Source organism: Clostridium sp. AF32-12BH, from assembly GCF_003477935.1.
GTDB lineage: Bacteria > Bacillota > Clostridia > Lachnospirales > Lachnospiraceae > Brotaphodocola.
Genome location: NZ_QUEH01000017.1, coordinates 20,711 through 41,935, shown reverse-complemented (window position 1 = coordinate 41,935; position 21,225 = coordinate 20,711). Strand labels below are relative to the sequence as shown.

Genomic DNA, 21,225 nt, shown 5'->3' with positions numbered 1-21,225 from the left:
TTAACAGATGATTTTCATCACTCAGACATTTCGCCGTTCGACAGAAATCTGCAAGCAGCTTTCTGGCTCACTTTCGCCCATTATATCACAATTTAAAATTTCGGCAACCATAAGAGCACTTCTTCTCCTGTTTTCAGCATTTTTCCGTTCCTGTTCGCGTAAACGTGCCCAGTAACGGAATTTTGTCCGTTATGCCGTACCAATTTTTCGATATGGCAAGGCGTCTACCGGCAGACAGACAACAATTCATCTGCATACAGAGGGCGGGCTGTTTCACGCCGTTCCGTATGTTGATAATACAGATATTTTTCATCGTACATGTTCTGTTCCGCCAGGCGGAGAAGTTCCGCAATGTCTTTTTTTCCATCATCCCATACATATCCAAATGCCGCAAGACCGTTTTCTTCCTGTTTTAACCGATTGTTTAACGTCTCCGCAAGATTCAGAAACATTTCCTGCTCTATCTCCAGACATAATACGATGAATTCATCTCCGCTGATCCGATAAATCTGATCTTCCGGAAAATACTGTTTCATTACCTCTGCAAGACGCACTAACACTTTATCTCCATATTCGTGTCCAAACGTATCGTTCACGTATTTCAAACCGTTCAGATCCGCAAAACCAACACCACACGGTACCGGGTGCTTCTGAATTCTTTTCCGCATGCTGATATAAGAGGTGTGATTTTTTACCCCCGTCAGCTGATCCGAGAAGCTCAGACGCAGCAAATATTCCTGATATCTGCATTTTTGGATTTCTGCTGCCAGTACACTTGCGATATCTGACAAAAGCTGTTTCTCTTCCTGACCGTTTTCTCCCCGTCCAGCGTTTCCTTTTTCTACCAGCAAGACACCATTCTGTCTTTTGTCATAAAATACAGGAACCGTGAACAGTCCACTGACTCCTGTCTGTGATACAGAACCAGACTGCGGATCGATATAGTTCCTGTACTGATGGATCAGCCTTTGGGGTTCGATACAGTCCGAAAGATTCTTTCGATCAATGTATACGCTTATATTTTCTGCGGTGGTTTCCGCATTTTTTTCTGCATTTCTGTCTTTTTCATACTCAAAAAAGCAGGTCTTATCCGCAGCGTAGTACTCTCTTATCAATTCTAACACCTGCGGCATAACCTGCCGGTAATTCTTTGACAACGCAAGCAGTTCCATGCATGCGCTTTTTGTATCGGTCATTCTTAATTGTTCAGACTGATCCGTATACAGATCTCGCCCCATGACATTACTCTCCCTGTACGTTCTTTTCCCGATAAAAATAACAGTCTTATTTTACTGTGATATCTTCAACCATTATAGCATCTATAGATATAATATTCAATCGTTATAGATGTAATTTTTTCACCATAAATTTGGTATCCTATCTCTATAGTTTAAGGGAGCAGCAGGCATGGATATTGGAAAAAGAATCAGTTATTTTAGGAATGCGAAACAATATAGCGTAAACCGGCTCGCAACTATGGCCGGTATCTCTCAGAGTTATTTAAGAGATGTAGAATTAGGAAAAAAGAACCCCACGGTCGAGGTTCTTTCTTACGTGTGCGGAGCTTTGGATCTTTCTTTAAAAGATTTTTTCGATGATTCCCTTGAATTTCACTTTCAGCAGGATCCTCTGCTCACCCGGATCTACCAGATGAGCCCGGAACAGCGGACTGCACTTCTTCAGTTTTTAAACTCTATGGATAAATCTTAATTTGACAGACTTGCGAAAGCATGGAATCTTCTGCCAGAAACCGGAAAACGTGGATTCGAACATTTTGATGTTATGCTGCAGACTCAGCGCACTGTAAAGCTGCTCTCATCCTCCAGTGGAATCTGTTCCGTATCCATCCAGTCGATCGTGATAAACTGATTATGGTTGAGTCCCACCAGAAGCTTATTGATCATATACTCGCTTCCCTGAATCTCCAAAAGTACGGTTCCATCGTATTCATTGCGGACCCAGCCGGTCAGGCCCAGTGACTGGGCAAGATATTTTGCTGTATAGCGGAATCCAACTCCCTGGACCTGTCCCCGGAAAATAATGCGTTTTCTTACATCTGCCATTGCTGTTTTCCTTCTTTCTCACTTCTGTGTCTTACAAAATCCCTCTATTTCTCAAAAATAGATTCTCTGATATTATCCATTATGGTCCTTTTGCACCTTTGCACAGTGATCCATCTGTGCCTTCGCCTTGCGCGCAACCTGACCGGCCGTCTTCATCGTGCTGCCGCGTACGATCATGCCATTTCCAAAGCGCTTGCGGATGTCGTCGACCGCTCCATCCAGTTTTTGTTGTTTCTCATGATTTTGGGTGTCCTCGAACATTGACATTTGCCAGAAATCGTCAGACGTCAGATCTGTTAATGCAAGACCGATCAGACGCAGGGGCTGGCATTTCCAGCACTCGTACAGCAATATCTTTACCTGTGCAAAGATCTCTTCTGTTACATCTGTGGGATTTGTGAACTTTCTCTGATGCGATCTCGTCTTAAAATCCAGCGTCCGGTAAGTGACACTTACACAGCTGCACTTTTTCCCATCGCGCCGCATTCTGGCAGAAACCACATCGCACTGCGCCAGCAATATGGAAAAAGCCTGCTCGTAGGTCACAATATCCTCCTCGGTTGTTGTTTCCGCACTGTAACCTTTTGCTTCCTCTCGTTCTGCACAGACCGGCGAATCATCGATTCCATTTGCATATTGATACAGCTGATGCCCGGCTTTTTCGCCCAGCATACGTTTGATTCCCTCTTCCGGATAATGCGCCATCTCCCCAATCGTTCTGATTCCAGACTGCACAAGCTTCTGCTCCGATGCTTTTCCCAGGAATAACAGATCCCGCACCGGAAGCGGCCACATCTTTGCCGGGATTTCAGAAGGAAACAGGGTATGAACCTTGTCTGGTTTTTCAAAATCCGATGCCATCTTCGCCAGGAGTTTATTGGTTCCAATTCCAATGTTGACAGTAAAACCAAGTTCATCCCGGATTTTGTCCTTGATTTCCTGAGCCAGGGCAACCGGATCTGGATAGATCAGATGCGTACCGCTCATATCCAGGAAGACTTCGTCAATGGAAAAAGACTCCATAACCGGTGCATAGGAAGCACAGATCGCCTTAAACGCACGGGAGCACCTTTCATACAAAGCAAAATCCCCCGGCACACAGACAAGTTCCGGACATTTTTGCAGTGCCATGGACACCGGTTCTCCCGTAGTCACTCCGTACTTTTTCGCCGGAATCGATTTTGCCACGACAATGCCGCGCCGCGATTTCGGGTCTCCTCCAATGCAGGATGGAATCTCGCGAAGATCCGGCAGACCTTCCCGGACGCGCTTCGCTGCTTCCCATGACAAAAATGCACTGTTTACATCCACATGAAAAATCAATCGTTCCATATACGCTTCTGCCGCTCCTATCGTTATTTCTATTTTCATTCCTCTATAACAGAAAGAAATCGCGTTCCGTATTTTGCATATTTATGTTCTCCAACTCCGGATACATTCAACATTTCCTCCCTGGAAGCAGGTGCTTTCGCAGCCATATCGATCAGTGTCTTATCACTGAAAATAATATACGGAGGTACATGTTCTTCCCGGGCAATTTCCATTCGGAGTGCCCGCAGCTTGTCAAACAGTTTAAAGCCAGCTGAGGTAAGTGCCTCCGTTCCTTTTGCTGTTTTCTTCGGTTTTGCCGTTTTTTCAGGGAGCTTGTCCTCATCGGTGATCTTAACCAGTACTTTGGTATCCAGATTTTTCAGGGCGCTGATATCCCCCAGCCGGATCACCTGATAATCGCCAACCTGTAAATAGCCATCCAATACCAGCTGATCCATCAGGCGGCGCAGCAGATTTCTTTTGACAGAAGCCAAAACACCATAGGACTTATATGAGGTTGCCCCGATTTCTGCCAATCTTGTGGTCTTTGCTCCTGCTACCGTATCGATGATGATCGTCTTTCCATACCGGCCTTTTGCCTCATAGACACAGTTTATGATCTGTTTGGCCGCCTGTGTCATATCCAATGTTTCAAATTCCCGCAGACAGTTTCCGCAATCCCCACAGGGGTTCTCCGGGTTTTCTCCAAAATATTTTAAGATGTAATTGCGCAGGCATTCCGTCGTATAGCAGTAGCGCTCCATAACCTGAAGCCGCTTTGTATCCCGCTCCTTTACCGTTTCCCGGTCTGCAAAATCGAGATCAGACAGATCTTTATGGTCCAGCAAAAAGCGGTTGATCGCAATATCCTGCGGCGAAAACAGCAGAATACATTTGGAATCCAGTCCATCCCGCCCGGCTCTGCCCGCTTCTTGGTAATAATTTTCCATGCTCTGCGGCATATTGTAATGAATGACAAACCGGACATTCGACTTATCGATTCCCATGCCAAATGCATTCGTTGCAACCACAATGCTGGTATAATCAAACACGAAGTCATCCTGCATCTGTTTTCTCTGGGCAGCGCCCATTCCGGCATGATATTTTGCAACCGATATGCCTCTGCCCTGTAAGAGTTCATACAGATTATCTACGTTTTTTCTCGTAGCGCAGTAAATGATTCCGCTGTCCCCATGATGCTTTTCGATATAATCCACAATATACTGATCTTTATTTTTCGGCTTATCCACCTGGAAGAATAAATTTTCCCTGTCAAAACCGGTTAACAGCGTATACGGATCGACCAGACCCAGGGTACATACAATATCTTCCCGCACACGTTCCGTCGCAGTTGCCGTAAAGGCACTCATGACCGGACGCTTGCTTAAACACTGGACGAACTCCACGATTTTCATGTAACTGGGTCTGAAATCCTGTCCCCACTGTGAAATGCAGTGCGCTTCGTCGACCGTCACCATGGAAATCTGCACTTCTTTTGCAAGATTTAAAAATCCGTCTGTAAGCAAACGCTCCGGCGCTACATAAATGATCTTATATAAGCCCTGCCTTGCTTTCTTTACCGTCTCAAAAAAAGCTTTTTCCGAGAGCGCACTGTTGATAAATGCCGCTGAAACGCCCGCCTGGTTCAATGCCTTCACCTGATCCTGCATCAGCGAGATCAGCGGTGAAATAACCAGTGTGATTCCAGGAAGTAATACTGCCGGAATCTGGTAGCACACTGACTTTCCAGCTCCGGTCGGCATGACCGCAAACGCGTCTCTACCAGATAAAATGCTGTCGATGACAGACTTCTGTCCCGGTCGGAAAGAATCGTATCCAAACAGCACTTTCAAGGCTTCTTCCGGTGTATGATATGGTTCGCTCTGCTGTGGATGATTTTCATAAAAATCCGCAGGATCACCAACCATCCCATCCACCGGATCATATTCACCGAATGGGGCAGCGTATTGATCGGCATATTGGTCTGCATATCGATCGTCATACTGCTCCTCATATCCATCAGCCATCTCAAACAAGCTGTCCCAGGATGGATCATCCAGGTATCCATCCTTTGTATTCGAATTTTTACTCATTGTAACTCCATGTTTCCTCTCATATGCATTTTTGCTTTCGAAATCATCGTCTCAAAATTTCATTGCCCGGATTTTCCGGAATGTTTATTTTTCTTCGAGCCTGTACTGCTGCACCAGCCGTTCTGCTTCTGCCCTCATCTGCTCCACGACTTCATCCGGTCCAACTATCTGAATATCCTCGCCCAGTGAGAATATCCAGCCCAAAAACTGTCTGCTGACGTGTACGTCCACATTCACGGTAACATGCGCTTCATCCGCCGGAATCATCATCACATTTTTTCCAAACCGGTCAATGATTACCCCTGCCAGATTGTTATTCACCAAAAGCTTCACCGTTTGCTCTTTTCCGCCAAACATTCCGAAACTCTTCTTCGCATAATCTGCCATATCCAGCTTTTTAAAGTGTTCTTTTCCTTCTCTGGATTCTTCAGATATTTTGATATGCAGCATCTTGTCTACCCGATAATGCTTGATCATTCCTGCGTCCGAGTCATATCCGATCATATAATAATTTTCGTCATCCCAGGACAGTCCCCAGGGGCTGATGCAATACCAGGCTCCATTATGCTTAAGTTCCATTTCTTTTTTCACATTCCACTGAAAATACTGGAACCGGATCTTCTTATTTTCAGAAATTGCATGATGAATCGCATCCACCGTATAGTAGATACTTTCATTCATCGTCTTTATTCTGCCGGAAACGTATACCTGACGCTGCAGTTTCTGCGCATCGTACTTGCTGACCAGCGTTTCCAGTTTTTTGATCAATGCATTCGATTTCTTTTCTGTAATGAATTTGGAAGACTGGATCGCGTCTACCAAAAGTTTTAATTCTGGAAGTTCAAACGGCCGGTTTACGACATGATAATGATAACGGTTGCCAACCGCTTCCCCCTCCACCTCAATGCCAAAAACACTTAAATCCCGCAAATCATTATAAATGCTTTTCCGATCTGCCGTCACCTCATATTCCGCCAGCCCTAACATAATTTCCGACATGGTAATATAGTGATCCTCGTCTGTCTGCTCCTGCATGATCTGGGCAAGCCGGTAAAGTTTGAACTTTTGATTGCTTCCTTTTGGCATGCGTCCTGTCCCCTTTCGTATGATATAAAGCAAGTATAGCACAGGTGGGGTATAAAAACAGCTGCAAAAATCCTCCCCTAAAATAATTTTGATGAAATCATTTTAAGGGAGGAACTTTTATAAATTTTCTATTTCCCACTCATTTTCTTCAAATATGTATTCTTCAGCTGATTCTCTTCTTTTAATTTTTTAATCTGATCATTCAGATACTGCATATATTCCCTGGCAAGCTTTACACCGCCGCGTACTGCCACATCTTCATGCTGTGACATTTCATCCAGCCACTGATTCAGGGATTTTTCGCGGATATCGTTGTAGGAGTTGTCTTCTTTAAAAAACATAGTCTCTTCCTCATTATCGGATATAGTAAACGTAATCGGCTTTTCTCGGCGCTGCTTCTTTAGCCGGAACCGCAGCATAACCAAGTACCAGATGACCGATTCCTTCGTAATCTCCTTCGATTCCAAGACTCGCTAAAAGTTCTTTTCCTTCCGGTGTCTCAAATTCCTCTTTTGCACGATGGATCCAGCAGCTGTCCACACCAAGATCTGCAGCAGCGTTCATGAGATTTCCCATTACCAGGGTTCCATCATAGAGATAGGTTGGCATTGCCTTGTTGGCCAGCACAATAAGCAGTTCCTGCGCTCCGTAAAACGGATCGAAACTTTCATCCTTTCCCATAAATTTTGCATTCATGGCAGAAAGCTTATCCCGCAATTCTTTATTCGTAACCGCGATAATAATCGGGGACTGTTTTCCCATACCGGTTGCGGCGTAAGTTCCGGCTTTGATAATTGCCTGCAGTTTTTCTTCTTCGATCAGCTCCGGCTTGAACGCACGGCAGCTTCTTCTTGTTTCCAGTACTTTTAATGTTTCTGACATGATCCCATTCTCTCTTTCCGGGCTGATATTTTCTTTCGGCCCTTTCTTTTGAATATAACCACAAAAGATGCTCCTGTCAAGAGAGCAGGAACCCGTAGACCTGTTGTCGAGCAGCCTTAAATTTCATATCATTACCTCGCCAATGCACTCGCGAAAAAGTTTTCTGTTCGCTTTTGATATTTTCATTTTTTCCTCTCTACTGTTAAAGCACTCCTACAATTGCATTACCAAACATCCTGACATATTAATTTGTATTCTTTCGCAAGTTCTTCATTCAGCACTGCTATTTCCACGCCCCATATTTTCCTTATTTGAAGCAATCTGGCTTTCAATTCTGCCATCGGACCAGCCAGCCATGTAATATCTTCCGCATTTTTTACAACTAGAACGAATTTTAACTGCAAGTTTTTCAAACTACCTACGGATCTAAGTTTCTCTCCCACTTCCGATGTATCCTGGAACTTGTCCAAAATTGCTGCTAAATATATCTGCAATGATGCAACAAATTTCTCTGTTATGGATGCATAATATTCTTCAAACTTTTCTTCTTTTTTGGAGGATTCATGTCGGTTTGCTGCATTGGGACAGCTTTTCTTGGCTTCCAGAAATAAAATATTGTTCTTATCATACTGCAGGATAAATTCCACCGTCTTAATTCCAGAACCAAGTTCTTTATAAATTTTAGAGTTCTCAATATGAAATAACTCCGCTTCATCGAATTTTCCAAAATTCATTTCCGATTCGGTTATTACCTTCACCGTAATACCACCCCGACTTCCTCTCTGTACAACTGTCGAAAGGTATCCATGATTGAGTTATGTTCCAGTAATTCAAATTTTTCAGCCGTCTCACACTGAACCTTCTCTGCTTCATCTTTATACAATGATATATATTGTATATTACTGTTTTGATTACGCTTTACCTCAATATATTTAGACAGAAAATAATCGTGCGTGGAAACAAAAATCTGCACCCCTTCTCTTTCCAGCATAAGCAATAGTTCTGCCAAAACAGGAATGTATTTTGGATTGATGTTTGCTTCTGGTTCATCCCAGAATAATACGGAACCATTCTCCAATGTTCCATTCTTAATCAACTGCCATAAAAGAGCAATTTTTCGCAACCCCTCTGCTACCAGATTAAACTCTAATTTTGCCTGTGTTCCAGGCTTTAAATAAAAACGGTCTTCATGCAAAGTCACCTTACCGGAACTGATTCTCTGTAAAATGTCAAGATATTTTTTCCTTGCAGCAGAATCTACACCTCTTGATATGTCAATCTTTGCAGCTGCAATTATATCCAGATACGTATCATCAAATTCTACATTTCCCATTTTTACAGCTGCATCCAAATTCCATGCATTCGACAATATTTCTTTGGCCGGGATAAACACACTGGTAAGATCAGACATCTGCTTTTCCCATTTTTCTTCTGACCGGATTTCTGCATCCCATTTCTTTGTTTTGGTTGAGAATAACATCGCAATCTTTGCAGTATCTGATTCTATAGAAACCTTTGCAGTATTGTTTCCATTTTTATTTCTGTTCACCAACCGACCAATACTTGACTGATCCGGTCGGAATAACATTGTAGTTTTCTGTGAAAAAGATACATCATGCTTTGAAGCCTGACAGGCTGCATAAGCTAATTTCATGATATGGGTTTTTCCCATACCATTTTCTCCAACCAACACATTTAATCCTTTATTAAAAGGTATCACTATATTTTCAAATACCGTAAAATTATCTGCTTCTATCTTTGTTAAAGGCATCACATTCACCTCACTTACTTTATTGTTGCCAAAGATTCGCTTCTTCCTTATCTTTTTTATATTTTATATGAAACTAGTATTCTTTGTAAAGCCATTCGGCTCATTCTTTAAAAAGTCTGATGTGCTTGATCCCCATATTTTTTTGCTGCTATAGGAAGAATTTTTCTGCGCTAAACTGCTTCCCGTGTATGGTTTATGCAGATAACAATAGCTGCTTCCACTTGATTGCCTGTTGTTGCACCCGCTTCTAATACACCTGGATTCGCCTGCCATTGCAATGACAGCAGAAAAAAGCGAAATTCCTACTGCTGCAAAAAGCACTACCAACATCTTGTTAAACAAATTCTTTTTCATACAAATCAGCCTCCTTGTCAATAAAACCGTTCGATTATTTCATTGCTCTTTCTGATTCGTATTCTAGCACCTTAGGTGTCCTATAAATAGACCTCGCCTGTTTCATACGCAACATTTTCTTTTTGCTATAAAAAAGCACCTCTTAGATCAACTCTAAGAAGTGCTCTTACTTCATTTTATATTTAATTTTAGTACAGCTTTGCGCCTGCCGGAATGTGGTTGTCTACCATCAGCAGGTTCAGCTTCTCTTCGCCGTTCTCCTCGCATACTGCGCTAAGCAGCATACCGTTGGACTCGATGCCCATCATAGCTCTCGGCGGGAGGTTGGTGATGGCGATGAGGGTCTTGCCTACCAGCTCTTCCGGCTCATAGTATGCATGAATACCGGAAAGGATGGTGCGGTCGGTACCGGTTCCATCGTCCAGGGTGAACTGCAGAAGCTTTTTGGATTTCTTGACTGCTTCGCATGCTTTTACCTTCACTGCGCGGAAGTCGGACTTGGAGAAGGTCTCGAAGTCTACGTGCTCCTCGAACAGCGGCTCTACCGTTACGTTGGAGAAGTCAATTTTCTCGTTCGGGGTGAAGAAGCCGTTGTTGTCACCTGCAGACTTGGTCTCGCCCTCTGCTGCTTCAGAAGTGCTGTTATCTGCTTTGGAAGCTTTCTTATCTGCATCCAGGCTCTTCATGGTCGGGAATAATAATACGTCACGGATGGCCGGGCTGTCGGTCAGAAGCATAACCAGACGGTCGATACCATATCCGATACCACCTGTCGGAGGCATACCGATCTCCAGTGCATTCAGGAAATCTTCATCAGTGTGCTGTGCTTCGTCATCGCCTGCTGCCGCATTTGCATCCTGCTGTGCAAAACGCTCTCTCTGGTCGATCGGATCGTTCAGCTCGGAGTACGCGTTACACATCTCCCAGGTGTTGATGAACAGCTCGAAACGCTCTACCTTGTTCGGATCAGACGGTTTCTTCTTGGTGAGCGGAGAGATTGCCAGCGGGTGATCCATGATGAAGGTCGGCTGGATCAGTTCTTTCTCGCAGTACTCCTCGAAGAACAGGTTGATGATATCGCCCTTGGTGTGACGTGCCTCGTATTCAATGTGATGCTCGTCTGCCAGTCTCTTTGCTTCCTCATCGGTCTCAACTGCGTCAAAGTCGATGCCTGCATATTTCTTGATCGCATCGTTCATGGTCAGGCGTGCAAATGGCTTGCCGAAATCGATCTCGGTTCCGTTGTAGGTGAACTTGGTGCTTCCGCAAACCTTCTCAGCCAGATAACGGAACATGCTCTCGGTCAGCTCCATCATGCCTTCATAGTCAGTATATGCCTGATACAGCTCCATCAGGGTGAATTCCGGATTATGACGAGTGTCTACACCCTCGTTGCGGTATACACGACCAATCTCGAAGACTCTCTCAAGGCCACCTACGATCAGTCTCTTTAAGTACAGTTCCAGGGAAATACGAAGTTTGACATCCTCGTTGAGGGCATTGTAATGAGTCTCAAACGGACGTGCTGCTGCACCACCGGCATTGGATACCAGAGTCGGGGTCTCAACTTCCATGAAGTCTCTTCCTGCAAGGAAGTTACGGATCTCTTTGATGATCTGGGAACGTTTGATGAAGGTATTCTTCACGTCCTCGTTCATGATCAGGTCTACGTATCTCTGGCGGTAACGCATATCGGTATCGGTGATTCCGTGGTATTTCTCCGGAAGGATCTGCAGGCTCTTGCTTAACAGAGTCATCTTCTCTGCGTGAATGGAAATCTCACCGGTCTTGGTGCGGAATGCATAGCCTTCTACACCGAAAATATCGCCGATATCGGATTTCTTGAAATCTGCATAGGATTCTTCACCAATGGCATCTTTTGCCACGTATACCTGAATGGTTCCCTGTAAATCGCGGATGTTGCAGAAAGAAGCTTTACCCATGACACGTTTGAACATCATACGTCCGGCAATGGATACATGGATCGGCTGTGCGTCCATGATTGCTCTTCTTTCATTATAATCTGCATTTAATGCTTCTTTTGCCTGTGCTTCGTCCATTCCTTCTGCGCTGAACGGTGCTCTTCCAGCCAAGATCTTCGCTTCGTGCTCATCGTAAAGCTTTTTCACTTCAACAGAATGATGCGTCTGGTTGTACTTTGTGATCTGGAACGGATCCTTGCCTGCTGCCTGAAGGTCTGCCAGTTTCTCACGGCGAACTTTCAAAAGCTGGTTGGTATCCGGCTCTTTTGCATTCTGCTGCTTTGCGTTCTGCTGCTCTGCCATCTTTTCCCTTACTCCTTTGTTTCTTCTATAAATAAATGATGTTGGGCAAAAAAGCGTTTGCCCCTATGGTATGATTAGGATACTCTCTGGATCTCCAGAACCTTGTACTGAAGTACGCCAGCCTGGGTCTCTACGTCTACCACGTCACCAACGCTCTTGCCGATCAGGGCTGCGCCTACTGGAGACTCGTTGGAGATCTTGTTCTGAAGGCTGTTTGCCTCGGTGGAACCTACGATCTTGAATTCCATCTCCTCATCAAAGTCTACATCGTATACTTTTACTTTGCATCCAACGCTTACTTTGTCTAAGTCGATCTCGTCCTCATCTACAACCTCTGCGTTCTTTAACAGCTTCTCCAGCTCTTCGATACGCAGCTCGATGTCTCTCTGCTCGTCTTTTGCTGCATCGTACTCAGCGTTCTCGGATAAGTCGCCCTGCTCTCTTGCCTCTTTGATCTTCTGGGCGATCTCCTGTCTGCGGTTGATCTTTAAGTCCTGTAACTCATCTTCATACTTTTTTAAACCCGCATAGGTTAAAATGTGTTTCTTAGCATCTGCCATGTTGCTCATTTCCTTCCTTTTTACGTTGCCGGTAACCTACTGGCAACAAAATAAAATCCCCTCAAATCATTACTGCGTTCTGTCAGCGCGGTCTTGTATCTTCGCCATCGTTACTGATCACGCATCGCGCAAACAGCAGCCGATTTTCTTTCCATTTCCGCCTGCAGTAACAGGATTTTTCTTTAGTCATACATTCTGAATATTATACTTGAAAGCACTTTTCTTGTCAAGCACGGTATCACGCCGGATTTCGCGGAATTTTGCCAGATTTTTGTTGCGCTGCATATCGAAAAAAATGGTACGAACGCCCCACTGGTTCAAAACAATTTCGGCTCGAAATCGTTATCCCAGCATTCCGTACCGCCCCAGCAGTTCCACCAGCTGCTCTTCGGTTTCCAGCATGTTGCACTCCCGGCGGATCGTTGCGGAATGCGGAAGCCCGGCTGTGTACCAGGCGATGTGCTTGCGCATCTCCTTCATGCCGATGTACTCGCCTTTCAGCGCGACATGCATGCGGGTGTGGCGCAGGATCATCTCGCCGACTTCCACCGGTCCCGGAGCGGGAAGCACTTCGCCGGTTTCGAGGTAATGATTGATCCGGTGAAAGATCCATGGGTTTCCCCTTGCGCCGCGACCGACCATAAGGCCGTCGCAGCCGGTTTCGTCTAACATCCGCTTTGCATCCTGCGGCTCGAAGATATCACCGTTTCCGATGACCGGGATCTTCACGGCTTCTTTTACTTGACGGATGATGTCCCAGTCTGCCTTGCCGGAATAGTACTGTTCCCTTGTTCTTCCGTGTACGGCCACGGCAGAGACGCCGCAGCTTTCCGCGATCTTCGCAATCTCCACGGCATTGACATGGTCATCGTCAAAGCCCTTGCGGAACTTGACGGTAACCGGCTTGTGTACCTTTTTCACCAGAGCAGACAGCAGTTCTTCCACCAGCTTTGGATTTTTCATGAGTGCGGAGCCTTCGCCATTTCCGACGATCTTCGGCACCGGGCAGCCCATGTTTAAGTCGATGATATCGTAAGGCCCGTCCTCGATCTGATGCGCAATATCGCTGACGATCTCCGGATCGGAGCCAAACAGCTGGATGGATACCGGCCGCTCTCCCTCTCCGATTGCCATCAGGTCTTTCGTGTTCCGATTCTTATAGAGAATGGCTTTTGCACTGACCATCTCCGTCACCAGAAGGCCGCAGCCCTGCTCTCTGCAAAGCTGGCGGAATGACATGTCGGTCACGCCGGCCATCGGTGCCAGGATCAGGTTGTTTTCCAGTTCTACATTTCCAATGCGCAGCTTCATGTTTCCGGGCCCTCACCTGTATCAATTCCATAGCTTTCCGCCACTTCCTCTGCATCTTCCCCGAGATAAAACACCTTAAAGTAAAGCTCCAAAGCCTTTAAAAATTCCTGTCCCTCCTGGCGGTACTGCTTGATCTTTAAATCGGCTCCGATCTCGTCGCAGTAGCCGTCGTACTCAGAAATGGTATGCTTAAACTCCAGGGTACCGTCCGGCTCGAATTCCATGGTTAAAATGCCGCCGCATTCCTCGGTAAACCATACACACATTACATGAAGCTGTTTCTTGACTGCCTCCGGGAGGCTGTCAAATTCTTCATTAAAATAATATTTTTTTTCGTAGCTGTTAGAACCACAAAGAACGATATTTCCGTCCTGTCCTGTCATCTGCTGTTTTCCTCCTGAATCTGTTTTGCTGCCGCATGTTTCAGTCACTGACCCTGCGCATGCATGTCTGTGAACACGATTTTGCTGCAGATTGTCAAAAAAATTTCATATCCGTAAACATGAAACACGCCCGGCGCATGATGCCGCCGGGCGGAACTGTCTATTCTTGTTGTCTGATGCGCATTTCCCATTTGAAACCGATTCATGGTGTTTCCCATTCCTCGTCGGATAACGGTCTGCGCAGCGGATTTTTATTTTGCCAGCATCTTCGCGATCTCGAACTGCTCCTCGGAGATGTCTTTCTTCATCTGGAGTGCTTCCTGAATATCGAAATCCACGAACTCGCCATGCTTATAAGCAACCAGGCGGTTGCTCTTTCCTTCGCACAGAAGCTCTGCTGCCCTTGCACCCATAATAGACGCATAAACACGGTCCTTACAGGTCGGGGTGCCGCCTCGCTGCATGTGGCCCAGAATGGTCGCACGGGTCTCAATACCGGTAGCTGCCTCGATGCGGCGTGCCATGGACGTGGAATGTCCGATGCCCTCTGCATTGATGATGATGTTGTGCTTTTTGCCGCGCTTGCGGTTCTCGATGATGCGGTCGATGAGCGCCTGCTCGTTGCCATCGTAACGCTCCGGCAGCAAAATGTCCTCTGCACCGTTTGCAATGCCACACCACAGTGCGATATAACCTGCGTTACGTCCCATAACCTCAATGATACTGCAGCGCTCATGGGATGTCGAGGTATCACGTACCTTATCGATTGCCTCCATCGCGGTGTTGACTGCAGTATCGAAACCGATGGTGTAGTCTGTGCAGGCAATGTCCAGATCGATGGTACCCGGAACACCGATGGTGTTTACTCCGAGTGCTGCCAGCTTTCCTGCTCCGCGGAAAGAACCGTCGCCACCGATGACCACGATTCCGTCAATGCCGTGCTTGCGGCAGATCTCCGCTCCAGCCTGCTGACCTTCCGCAGTTACAAACTCCATGCATCTTGCTGTATACAGGATGGTACCTCCACGGAAAATGATATTGGACACATCGGTACTGCTCATGTCGACGATTTCTTCCTGCAAAAGTCCCGCATAGCCTCGCATGATACCCTTTACTTTCATGCCCTTGCTGATTGCAGTACGTACCACCGCACGGATGGCCGCGTTCATACCCGGAGCATCTCCTCCGCTTGTCAGGACACCGATTGTCTTTACTTGCTTTGCCATAGTTGTCTCCTCCTGTTACCCTTCAGTTTTAGCACTGCCGCCTTTTACGCTTTACCCGACAGCAGAACCTCTCCATTCCATTTTCTCTCGAATTCAAATGCACTTTTTTTCATACAACGTGTATTCTAAATCATTTTTCCTATCTTTTCAATCCCTTTTCCACAACTTTGATATTCTTTTCACCAAGATTTTTCACAAGTTCCGAAAGAATGGCGTCTGATGCAGCCACATGCCAGTTGGCTGGAAGGATTTTTTTCGCCCGCTCTTTTTCCAGATAAATGATCACGGTATCATTTCCATCTGAGCCGCGCAGAACTTTGCTGATCGTCGGCCACAACATGTCATACTGGGGCTTATCTGTAAATTTCAGCCACAGATCCTTTGGCACCTGGTCAAATGGAATCACCTGTTCGCAGATCAGCCGTCCCACCGGATCATCTCCAATGGAAGTTCTGCCGCTGATGAAGACCTTCGCGTCTTCATTCAGAAGGTTCCGCTTACTCTCGTAATCACGCGGGAACACGATCACCTCCACAGAACCGACCATGTCCTCGAGTGTCACAAATGCCATCTGCTGACCATTCTTGGTCAGCTTCACCGTCTTTGCGGTGATCATGCCGCCAATCGTGACGCGGACTCCGTCTTCCACCACAGCTCTTCCACTCTCTTCATCGACCATAAAATCGGTTGTCTTCGCTGTAATACTATTTTTCCAGGTTTCCAGATATTCATCCATCGGATGACCGCTGATGTAAATGCCGAGGATTTCCTTCTCAGATGCAAGAAGTTCTTCTTTCGGAAACTCCGGCACATCCGGCATGGTGATCTGATACTGCTGTTTTTCTTCTTCTGCCGCAAAATCGAAGAGACTCAGCTGTCCTTCCAGCACGTTTTTACGGTCTTTGGTTTTCTGGTCAAGAAGTTCCGGTGCGATCATGGTTTTCTGCCTGCGGTTTCCAGGAAGCGAATCCATAGCTCCGGATTTGATAAAGTTCTCCAGGGTTCTCTTGTTTACCTCGCGTCCGCCCATGCGCTCCACAAAATCATCGATGGAGGTGAACAGTCCGTTGTTTTTGCGTTCTTTTATGATCTCATCCACCACGTTGCGTCCAATGCTCTTGATGGCCGACAGACCATAGCGGATGGCATCTCCGGAAACAGAGAAACCGCTCTGTCCCTCATTGATGTCCGGCGGCAGAATGCGGATTCCCAGCTGACGGCAGGTCAGGATGTACTCGGAAACCTTCGTGACATTATCCATGACCGAGGTCATCAGCGCCGCAAAAAACTCCTTCGGATAGTAATATTTCAGATAGGCTGTCTGGTATGCCACCACCGCATAGCAGGCAGCGTGCGACTTGTTAAAGGCGTACTTGGCGAAGTCGATCATCTCATCGTAAATGTGGTTCGCTGTCTTCTCATCGATGCCGTTTGCGATACACCCCTTTACATTTTCCTCCGGATTGCCGTAAACAAAGTTCTGACGCTCCTTTTCCATGACTGCAGTCTTCTTTTTGGACATGGCACGGCGCACCAGGTCACTTCGGCCCATGGTATAGCCAGCCAGGTCCCGGACGATCTGCATAACCTGCTCCTGGTAAACGATACAGCCGTACGTCGGTCCCAGAATATGCTCCAGCTGCGGACAATCGTACGTGATGGAATCTTTGTCGTTCTTTCCTTTTAAATAACGCGGAATAAAGTCCATAGGACCCGGGCGGTACAGGGAAATTCCTGCGATGATATCTTCCAGGTTCTCCGGACGCAGTTCCTTCATGAAACTCTTCATCCCGGAACTTTCCAGCTGGAAAATGCCATCGCACTTTCCGGTGCCAATGGAAGCCAGGACCTGTTTATCGTTGTAATCGATCTTTTCCATCTCCAGATGGACGCCATAGTTTTCCTCCGCCTGGCGGACCGCATTCTGAATGACAGTCAGGGTACGAAGACCCAGGAAATCCATTTTCAACAGCCCAAGTTCTTCCAGGGTCGTCATCGTAAACTGCGTGGTGATGGTTCCGTCGGACGCACGGGAAAGCGGTACAAATTCGTCCATCGCACGCTGACCGATCACAACACCGGCCGCATGCATGGAAGTATGTCTCGGAAGTCCCTCCAGACGCTTTGCCATGTCAATGAGATGGTGTACCTCATCATCATTCTGGTATGCTTCCCGCAGATCCGGGCTCTGTTTTAACGCCTTGTCAAGTGTCATGCCAAGGTCGCCCGGAATCATCTTCGCAATGGCATCACAGCGCGCATATGGAAGATCTAGGACACGTCCCACATCCCGCACGACACCCTTTGCCGCCAGGGTACCAAAGGTAACGATCTGCACTACCTGGTCTTTTCCGTATTTTTCCACAACATAGTCAATGACTTCCTGACGCCGTTCGAAACAAAAGTCAATATCGATATCCGGCATGGACACACGCTCCGGATTCAGGAAACGCTCAAAGAGCAGGTCATAGCGCACCGGATCGATGTTTGTGATCTCCAGACAATAGGAAACAATACTGCCCGCCGCAGACCCTCGTCCGGGTCCTACCATGATATCATGCGACCGCGCAAAATGAATGAAGTCCCAGACGATCAGGAAATAATCAACGTAACCCATATTGTGGATGACTCCAAGCTCATAGGCAAGCCGTTCCTGCAGGGTTCCGTCGTCGTCCGGATAACGCTTTGCCATACCATCCTGGCACAGCTTATTCAAGTAACTCCAGGAATCATAGCCCTCCGGCACTTCATACTTCGGCAGTTTTGTCACACCAAATTCAATCTCCACGTTACAGCGCTCGGCAATCTTATGGGTATTGTCGATGGCTTCCTGTGCATAAGGAAACAGTGCCCGCATTTCCTCTTCCGATTTCACATAATACTGACCGCCTTCATAGCGCATGCGGTTTTCATCGGATACCTTTTTTCCGGTCTGGATACACAAAAGGATATCGTGCGCTGCCGCATCTTCTGCCAGGATATAGTGGATATCGTTGGTTGCTACCAGATCCATGGACAGTTCGCGGCTCATGCGCATAAGCCCCTGATTCACCGTTTTCTGTGTGGGGATGCCGTGATCCTGCAGTTCCAGGAAGAAATTTTCCTTTCCGAAAATCTCCTCATAATGTCTGGCAGAGCGGCAGGCTTCCTCGTACATGCCGCGGGCCAGATAACGCTGTACCTCGCCTGCGAGACAGGCGCTTAAGGCAATCACACCTTCGTGATACGTTTCCAGTACTTCATAATCCACACGTGGTTTATAATAGAAACCGTCTACAAATCCTTTGGAGACAATTTTCATCAGGTTATGGTATCCGGTATCGTTCTCCGCCAGAAGGACCAGATGGTAATAACGATCCTCCCCATTTGTATTTTCCCGGTCAAATCGGGATCCCGGTGCCACATAAACCTCACAGCCAATGATCGGCTTAATTCCAACTTCTCTTGCCGCACGGTAAAAATCAATGACACCATACATGACACCATGGTCTGTGATCGCCATGCTGTCCATGCCCAGTTCTTTTGCCCGCGCCGCCAGTTCTTTGATCTTACAGGATCCATCCAGAAGACTGTATTCTGTATGGACGTGTAAATGTGTAAATGCCACGTTTTTCTCCTTTTTACCTTCAGACTCTTACCGAAAAACAGGGCGGAAATGATTCCATTTCCGCCCTGCCATTTCAGCATTTGTTGTATCCATTATCTCTTTGGGGGAATGACCGCTTTGATCTTATTTCTCTCCCTTTAAGTACTTTTCAATGTTGTCGAGTGCTTCTTTTTCATCTTCTCCGTCCGCAGAAACGGTAATCTCCTCACCAGCACCCATGCCAAGGGTCATCATACCCATAATGCTCTTTGCGTTTACACGGGCATTATTGTTCTCTACATAGATCTGACTGTCAAACTGGCTTGCGATCTGTACCAGCATTGCAACTGGTCTTGCCTCAAGTCCGGATGAAAGTCCAATGGTGATCGTTTTCTTTAACATAATTATCCTCCTCGTTTTCGGGCACAATCAAAACTGCTTGTTATGCCCCTGTGTCTGGCCGTTCCTGTCTTAGAACTTCTGCCATATTTCCCAGTTTTCTGAGACGATGGTTCACACCTGATTTCCCGACCGGCGGATCCAGAGCCTCTCCCAGCTCTTTTAACGTGGCCTCCGGTCTGGTCAGCCTTAACTCTGCGATTTCCCTTAAGTTTTCCGGCAGACTGTCAAACCCCGCCGTATCCCTGATGTAGATGATATCTTCCATCTGTTTGACTGCCGCCGATACCGTTTTGTTGATATTGGCTGTCTCACAGTTTACCTGCCGGTTCACACTTCCGCGCATCTCCTTGAGAATACGGATGTTCTCCAGCTCCATAAGCGCAACCGGTGCTTCCATAATATTTAAGAGATCAACGATCTGACTTCCCTCTTTGATGTATACCACGAAATATTTTTTCCGCAGTACGATCCGGGCTTCGATTCCCATAGAAAGGATGAGTCCCTGGATCTGCTTTGCCTTTGCTTCGGTCGCACAGGCAATCTCAAAATGATAGAATTTTTCCGGATCGCTGATAGAACCTGCTGCCAGAAACGCTCCTCGGATAAACGCGCGCTTGCAGCAGTTCTGCATCAGTACCACATTCTGGGCCAGTGACAGATTTTCCTCAATCTCCCCGTATGGGTCGATCAGTTTCACTGCCTGAAGTACCCGCATGGCATCCTCATGATGGGTAACCGCTACGGTACAGGTCCTGTTTTTGTGGTTTCCGATGCTCTGCCGTATGGAGACATCAATTCTTATATTAAATGTTTTTTTCAATAATGTAAAGTACTTTCTTGCAACTGCCACATTTTCCGTATGGATTTTGACCCGGTAGCGGTTGTTTTCTGAGATCTGAATGCGGCCGCAAAGGCTTAAGATCGCCGCGATCTCCGCAATCTGACAATGCCTTGCCGGTGACAGCTGACGGGAAAGTTCTTCCTTCACCTTTGAAGAAAATGACATGTTCTGCTCCTATCGTTTGCTTTGTACTCCGGTATTGCTACTTTTCGATGTCCCGGTGTTCGATCTTCAGCCCGTATTCCTCAAATCCGCTCAAATGCTGGTACAGGGCATTGGCAACCGTAACCGACCGGTGCTTTCCTCCAGTACAGCCAATGGCAATGACCAGCTGGTTTTTGCCTTCCTGCACGTAATTCGGAATTAAGAAATCCAGCATTTCATAGAGCATGGAGAGGAATCGGTCTGCCGTGCCGCCCTGACGCACGTAGGCCTGTACCTCTGCCTCCTGACCGGTATGGCTGCGCAGCGCCTCCACATAATACGGATTTGGAAGGAAGCGCACATCGAATACCAGGTCCGCATCACTTGGGATTCCATATTTAAATCCAAATGACAAGACCGTGATAAACAGATTCTGGTATCTGCGATCCTGCACAAATATTTTTTCCAGTTCCTTGCGCAGCTCCCTGGTCAAAAGACTGCTGGTATCTAAAATCACATCCGCCTGGCGCTTTATAAAATCCAGTTTTTCCCGTTCCAGACGGATTCCGCTGTCTACCCGTCCCTTTCCCGCAAGCGGATGGGATCTTCTGGTTTCTTTATAGCGCTTCACCAGGGTTGCATCACTGCTGTCCAGAAACAGGATCTCATACGGGACCTGCTGCTGTTTCCAGTTTTCCAGAACCTGTTCCAGCTGCGGCAGTTCTTCGCCGCTGCGGATATCAATACCAAGCGCCACCATCTCGTGAGCCGCCGGTTTTTGCATGACAAGCTCCACGAACGCTTCCATCAGGGGGATCGGCAGATTATCTACACAGTAGAATCCCAGATCCTCCAGCATTTTTAAAGCCGATGTTTTCCCGGCTCCCGACATTCCCGTCACGATTACCAGTCTCATCTGTACTCTCC

20 protein-coding genes are annotated in these 21,225 nt (G+C 46.7%); 1 reads left to right on the top strand and 19 read right to left on the bottom strand.

All coding sequences use genetic code 11. From position 1 onward, the window contains the following. Window positions 1–224: 224 nt before the first annotated feature. On the bottom strand, window positions 225–1,238 hold the full coding sequence (locus tag DWZ40_RS15550) for a GGDEF domain-containing protein (protein ID WP_118543807.1): 1,014 nt from the start codon (window positions 1,236–1,238) through the stop codon (window positions 225–227). 169 nt (window positions 1,239–1,407) lie between these two features. Here DWZ40_RS15550 and DWZ40_RS15545 point away from each other — a divergent pair, with 169 nt between their 5' ends. Further along, window positions 1,408–1,710, top strand: a complete 303-nt coding sequence (locus tag DWZ40_RS15545) for a helix-turn-helix transcriptional regulator (protein ID WP_118543806.1) — start codon at window positions 1,408–1,410, stop codon at window positions 1,708–1,710. Between the two features lie 83 nt (window positions 1,711–1,793). Here DWZ40_RS15545 and DWZ40_RS15540 read toward each other — a convergent pair whose 3' ends face one another. The 18 genes from DWZ40_RS15540 to rapZ form a co-directional block, all read right to left on the bottom strand. Further along, window positions 1,794–2,063 carry an acylphosphatase gene (locus tag DWZ40_RS15540; RefSeq protein WP_118543805.1) on the bottom strand — a complete coding sequence of 90 codons (270 nt, stop codon included), beginning with the start codon at window positions 2,061–2,063 and terminating at the stop codon, window positions 1,794–1,796. A gap of 72 nt (window positions 2,064–2,135) precedes the next feature. Further along, entirely contained in the window at window positions 2,136–3,395 is a 1,260-nt protein-coding gene (locus DWZ40_RS15535; protein ID WP_118543804.1) for a DNA polymerase IV, read from the bottom strand. Between the two features lie 35 nt (window positions 3,396–3,430). After that, the gene (gene recQ / locus DWZ40_RS15530; protein WP_347560104.1) at window positions 3,431–5,467 is read right to left on the bottom strand and encodes a DNA helicase RecQ; all 2,037 of its coding nucleotides are present in this window, start codon (window positions 5,465–5,467) and stop codon (window positions 3,431–3,433) included. Window positions 5,468–5,551: 84 nt separating this feature from the next. Next, a complete protein-coding gene (locus DWZ40_RS15525) occupies window positions 5,552–6,553 on the bottom strand; it encodes a WYL domain-containing protein (RefSeq protein ID WP_118543803.1) in 1,002 nt (333 codons plus the stop codon). A 128-nt stretch (window positions 6,554–6,681) separates the two neighbouring features. Further along, on the bottom strand, window positions 6,682–6,894 hold the full coding sequence (locus DWZ40_RS15520) for a hypothetical protein (RefSeq protein WP_118543802.1): 213 nt from the start codon (window positions 6,892–6,894) through the stop codon (window positions 6,682–6,684). A 13-nt stretch (window positions 6,895–6,907) separates the two neighbouring features. Further along, complete coding sequence (locus DWZ40_RS15515) at window positions 6,908–7,435, bottom strand: nitroreductase (RefSeq protein WP_118543801.1); 528 nt, start codon at window positions 7,433–7,435, stop codon at window positions 6,908–6,910. Between the two features lie 224 nt (window positions 7,436–7,659). Further along, a complete protein-coding gene (locus DWZ40_RS15510) occupies window positions 7,660–8,193 on the bottom strand; it encodes a hypothetical protein (protein ID WP_118543800.1) in 534 nt (177 codons plus the stop codon). Next, window positions 8,190–9,206 carry an AAA family ATPase gene (locus DWZ40_RS15505; RefSeq protein ID WP_118543799.1) on the bottom strand — a complete coding sequence of 339 codons (1,017 nt, stop codon included), beginning with the start codon at window positions 9,204–9,206 and terminating at the stop codon, window positions 8,190–8,192. Before DWZ40_RS15505 ends, DWZ40_RS15510 begins: the two co-directional genes overlap by 4 nt. Before the next feature lie 63 nt (window positions 9,207–9,269). Further along, window positions 9,270–9,560 carry a hypothetical protein gene (locus DWZ40_RS15500; RefSeq protein WP_118543798.1) on the bottom strand — a complete coding sequence of 97 codons (291 nt, stop codon included), beginning with the start codon at window positions 9,558–9,560 and terminating at the stop codon, window positions 9,270–9,272. A 188-nt stretch (window positions 9,561–9,748) separates the two neighbouring features. Next, a complete protein-coding gene (gene lysS / locus DWZ40_RS15495) occupies window positions 9,749–11,845 on the bottom strand; it encodes a lysine--tRNA ligase (protein ID WP_118543797.1) in 2,097 nt (698 codons plus the stop codon). Window positions 11,846–11,919: 74 nt separating this feature from the next. Then, window positions 11,920–12,405 (bottom strand): transcription elongation factor GreA, encoded by a 486-nt coding sequence (gene greA, locus DWZ40_RS15490; protein ID WP_118543796.1) that lies wholly within the window; start codon window positions 12,403–12,405, stop codon window positions 11,920–11,922. Window positions 12,406–12,747: 342 nt separating this feature from the next. Further along, window positions 12,748–13,716: a tRNA dihydrouridine synthase DusB gene (gene dusB, locus DWZ40_RS15485; RefSeq protein ID WP_118543795.1), complete on the bottom strand. Its 969-nt coding sequence runs from the start codon at window positions 13,714–13,716 to the stop codon at window positions 12,748–12,750. Next, entirely contained in the window at window positions 13,713–14,099 is a 387-nt protein-coding gene (locus tag DWZ40_RS15480; RefSeq protein WP_118543794.1) for a DUF6145 family protein, read from the bottom strand. Before DWZ40_RS15480 ends, dusB begins: the two co-directional genes overlap by 4 nt. A gap of 251 nt (window positions 14,100–14,350) precedes the next feature. After that, complete coding sequence (pfkA, locus tag DWZ40_RS15475; protein WP_118543793.1) at window positions 14,351–15,325, bottom strand: 6-phosphofructokinase; 975 nt, start codon at window positions 15,323–15,325, stop codon at window positions 14,351–14,353. Between the two features lie 139 nt (window positions 15,326–15,464). Continuing rightward, window positions 15,465–18,932 (bottom strand): DNA polymerase III subunit alpha, encoded by a 3,468-nt coding sequence (locus DWZ40_RS15470; RefSeq protein WP_118543792.1) that lies wholly within the window; start codon window positions 18,930–18,932, stop codon window positions 15,465–15,467. A gap of 123 nt (window positions 18,933–19,055) precedes the next feature. Beyond that, window positions 19,056–19,313, bottom strand: coding sequence for an HPr family phosphocarrier protein (locus DWZ40_RS15465; RefSeq protein WP_118543791.1), 258 nt, complete (start codon window positions 19,311–19,313; stop codon window positions 19,056–19,058). Window positions 19,314–19,353: 40 nt separating this feature from the next. After that, window positions 19,354–20,319 (bottom strand): DNA-binding protein WhiA, encoded by a 966-nt coding sequence (gene whiA / locus DWZ40_RS15460; RefSeq protein ID WP_118543790.1) that lies wholly within the window; start codon window positions 20,317–20,319, stop codon window positions 19,354–19,356. Between the two features lie 37 nt (window positions 20,320–20,356). Further along, on the bottom strand, window positions 20,357–21,214 hold the full coding sequence (rapZ, locus tag DWZ40_RS15455) for an RNase adapter RapZ (RefSeq protein WP_118543789.1): 858 nt from the start codon (window positions 21,212–21,214) through the stop codon (window positions 20,357–20,359). Window positions 21,215–21,225 lie beyond the last annotated feature (11 nt).

Excerpts from the sequence above, each read along its gene's own strand:
- lysS (WP_118543797.1), bottom strand. The coding sequence starts at position 11,845 with ATGGCAGAGCAGCAGAACGCAAAGCAGCAGAATGCAAAAGAGCCGGAT.
- DWZ40_RS15500 (WP_118543798.1), bottom strand. The coding sequence starts at position 9,560 with ATGAAAAAGAATTTGTTTAACAAGATGTTGGTAGTGCTTTTTGCAGCA.
- whiA (WP_118543790.1), bottom strand. The coding sequence starts at position 20,319 with ATGTCATTTTCTTCAAAGGTGAAGGAAGAACTTTCCCGTCAGCTGTCA.
- recQ (WP_347560104.1), bottom strand. The coding sequence starts at position 5,467 with ATGAGTAAAAATTCGAATACAAAGGATGGATACCTGGATGATCCATCC.
- DWZ40_RS15505 (WP_118543799.1), bottom strand. The coding sequence starts at position 9,206 with ATGCCTTTAACAAAGATAGAAGCAGATAATTTTACGGTATTTGAAAAT.
- DWZ40_RS15550 (WP_118543807.1), bottom strand. The coding sequence starts at position 1,238 with ATGGGGCGAGATCTGTATACGGATCAGTCTGAACAATTAAGAATGACC.
- DWZ40_RS15545 (WP_118543806.1), top strand. The coding sequence starts at position 1,408 with ATGGATATTGGAAAAAGAATCAGTTATTTTAGGAATGCGAAACAATAT.
- DWZ40_RS15480 (WP_118543794.1), bottom strand. The coding sequence starts at position 14,099 with ATGACAGGACAGGACGGAAATATCGTTCTTTGTGGTTCTAACAGCTAC.
- DWZ40_RS15515 (WP_118543801.1), bottom strand. The coding sequence starts at position 7,435 with ATGTCAGAAACATTAAAAGTACTGGAAACAAGAAGAAGCTGCCGTGCG.
- greA (WP_118543796.1), bottom strand. The coding sequence starts at position 12,405 with ATGGCAGATGCTAAGAAACACATTTTAACCTATGCGGGTTTAAAAAAG.
- DWZ40_RS15540 (WP_118543805.1), bottom strand. The coding sequence starts at position 2,063 with ATGGCAGATGTAAGAAAACGCATTATTTTCCGGGGACAGGTCCAGGGA.
- pfkA (WP_118543793.1), bottom strand. The coding sequence starts at position 15,325 with ATGGCAAAGCAAGTAAAGACAATCGGTGTCCTGACAAGCGGAGGAGAT.
- DWZ40_RS15465 (WP_118543791.1), bottom strand. The coding sequence starts at position 19,313 with ATGTTAAAGAAAACGATCACCATTGGACTTTCATCCGGACTTGAGGCA.
- DWZ40_RS15520 (WP_118543802.1), bottom strand. The coding sequence starts at position 6,894 with ATGTTTTTTAAAGAAGACAACTCCTACAACGATATCCGCGAAAAATCC.
- rapZ (WP_118543789.1), bottom strand. The coding sequence starts at position 21,214 with ATGAGACTGGTAATCGTGACGGGAATGTCGGGAGCCGGGAAAACATCG.
- DWZ40_RS15525 (WP_118543803.1), bottom strand. The coding sequence starts at position 6,553 with ATGCCAAAAGGAAGCAATCAAAAGTTCAAACTTTACCGGCTTGCCCAG.
- DWZ40_RS15535 (WP_118543804.1), bottom strand. The coding sequence starts at position 3,395 with ATGGAACGATTGATTTTTCATGTGGATGTAAACAGTGCATTTTTGTCA.
- dusB (WP_118543795.1), bottom strand. The coding sequence starts at position 13,716 with ATGAAGCTGCGCATTGGAAATGTAGAACTGGAAAACAACCTGATCCTG.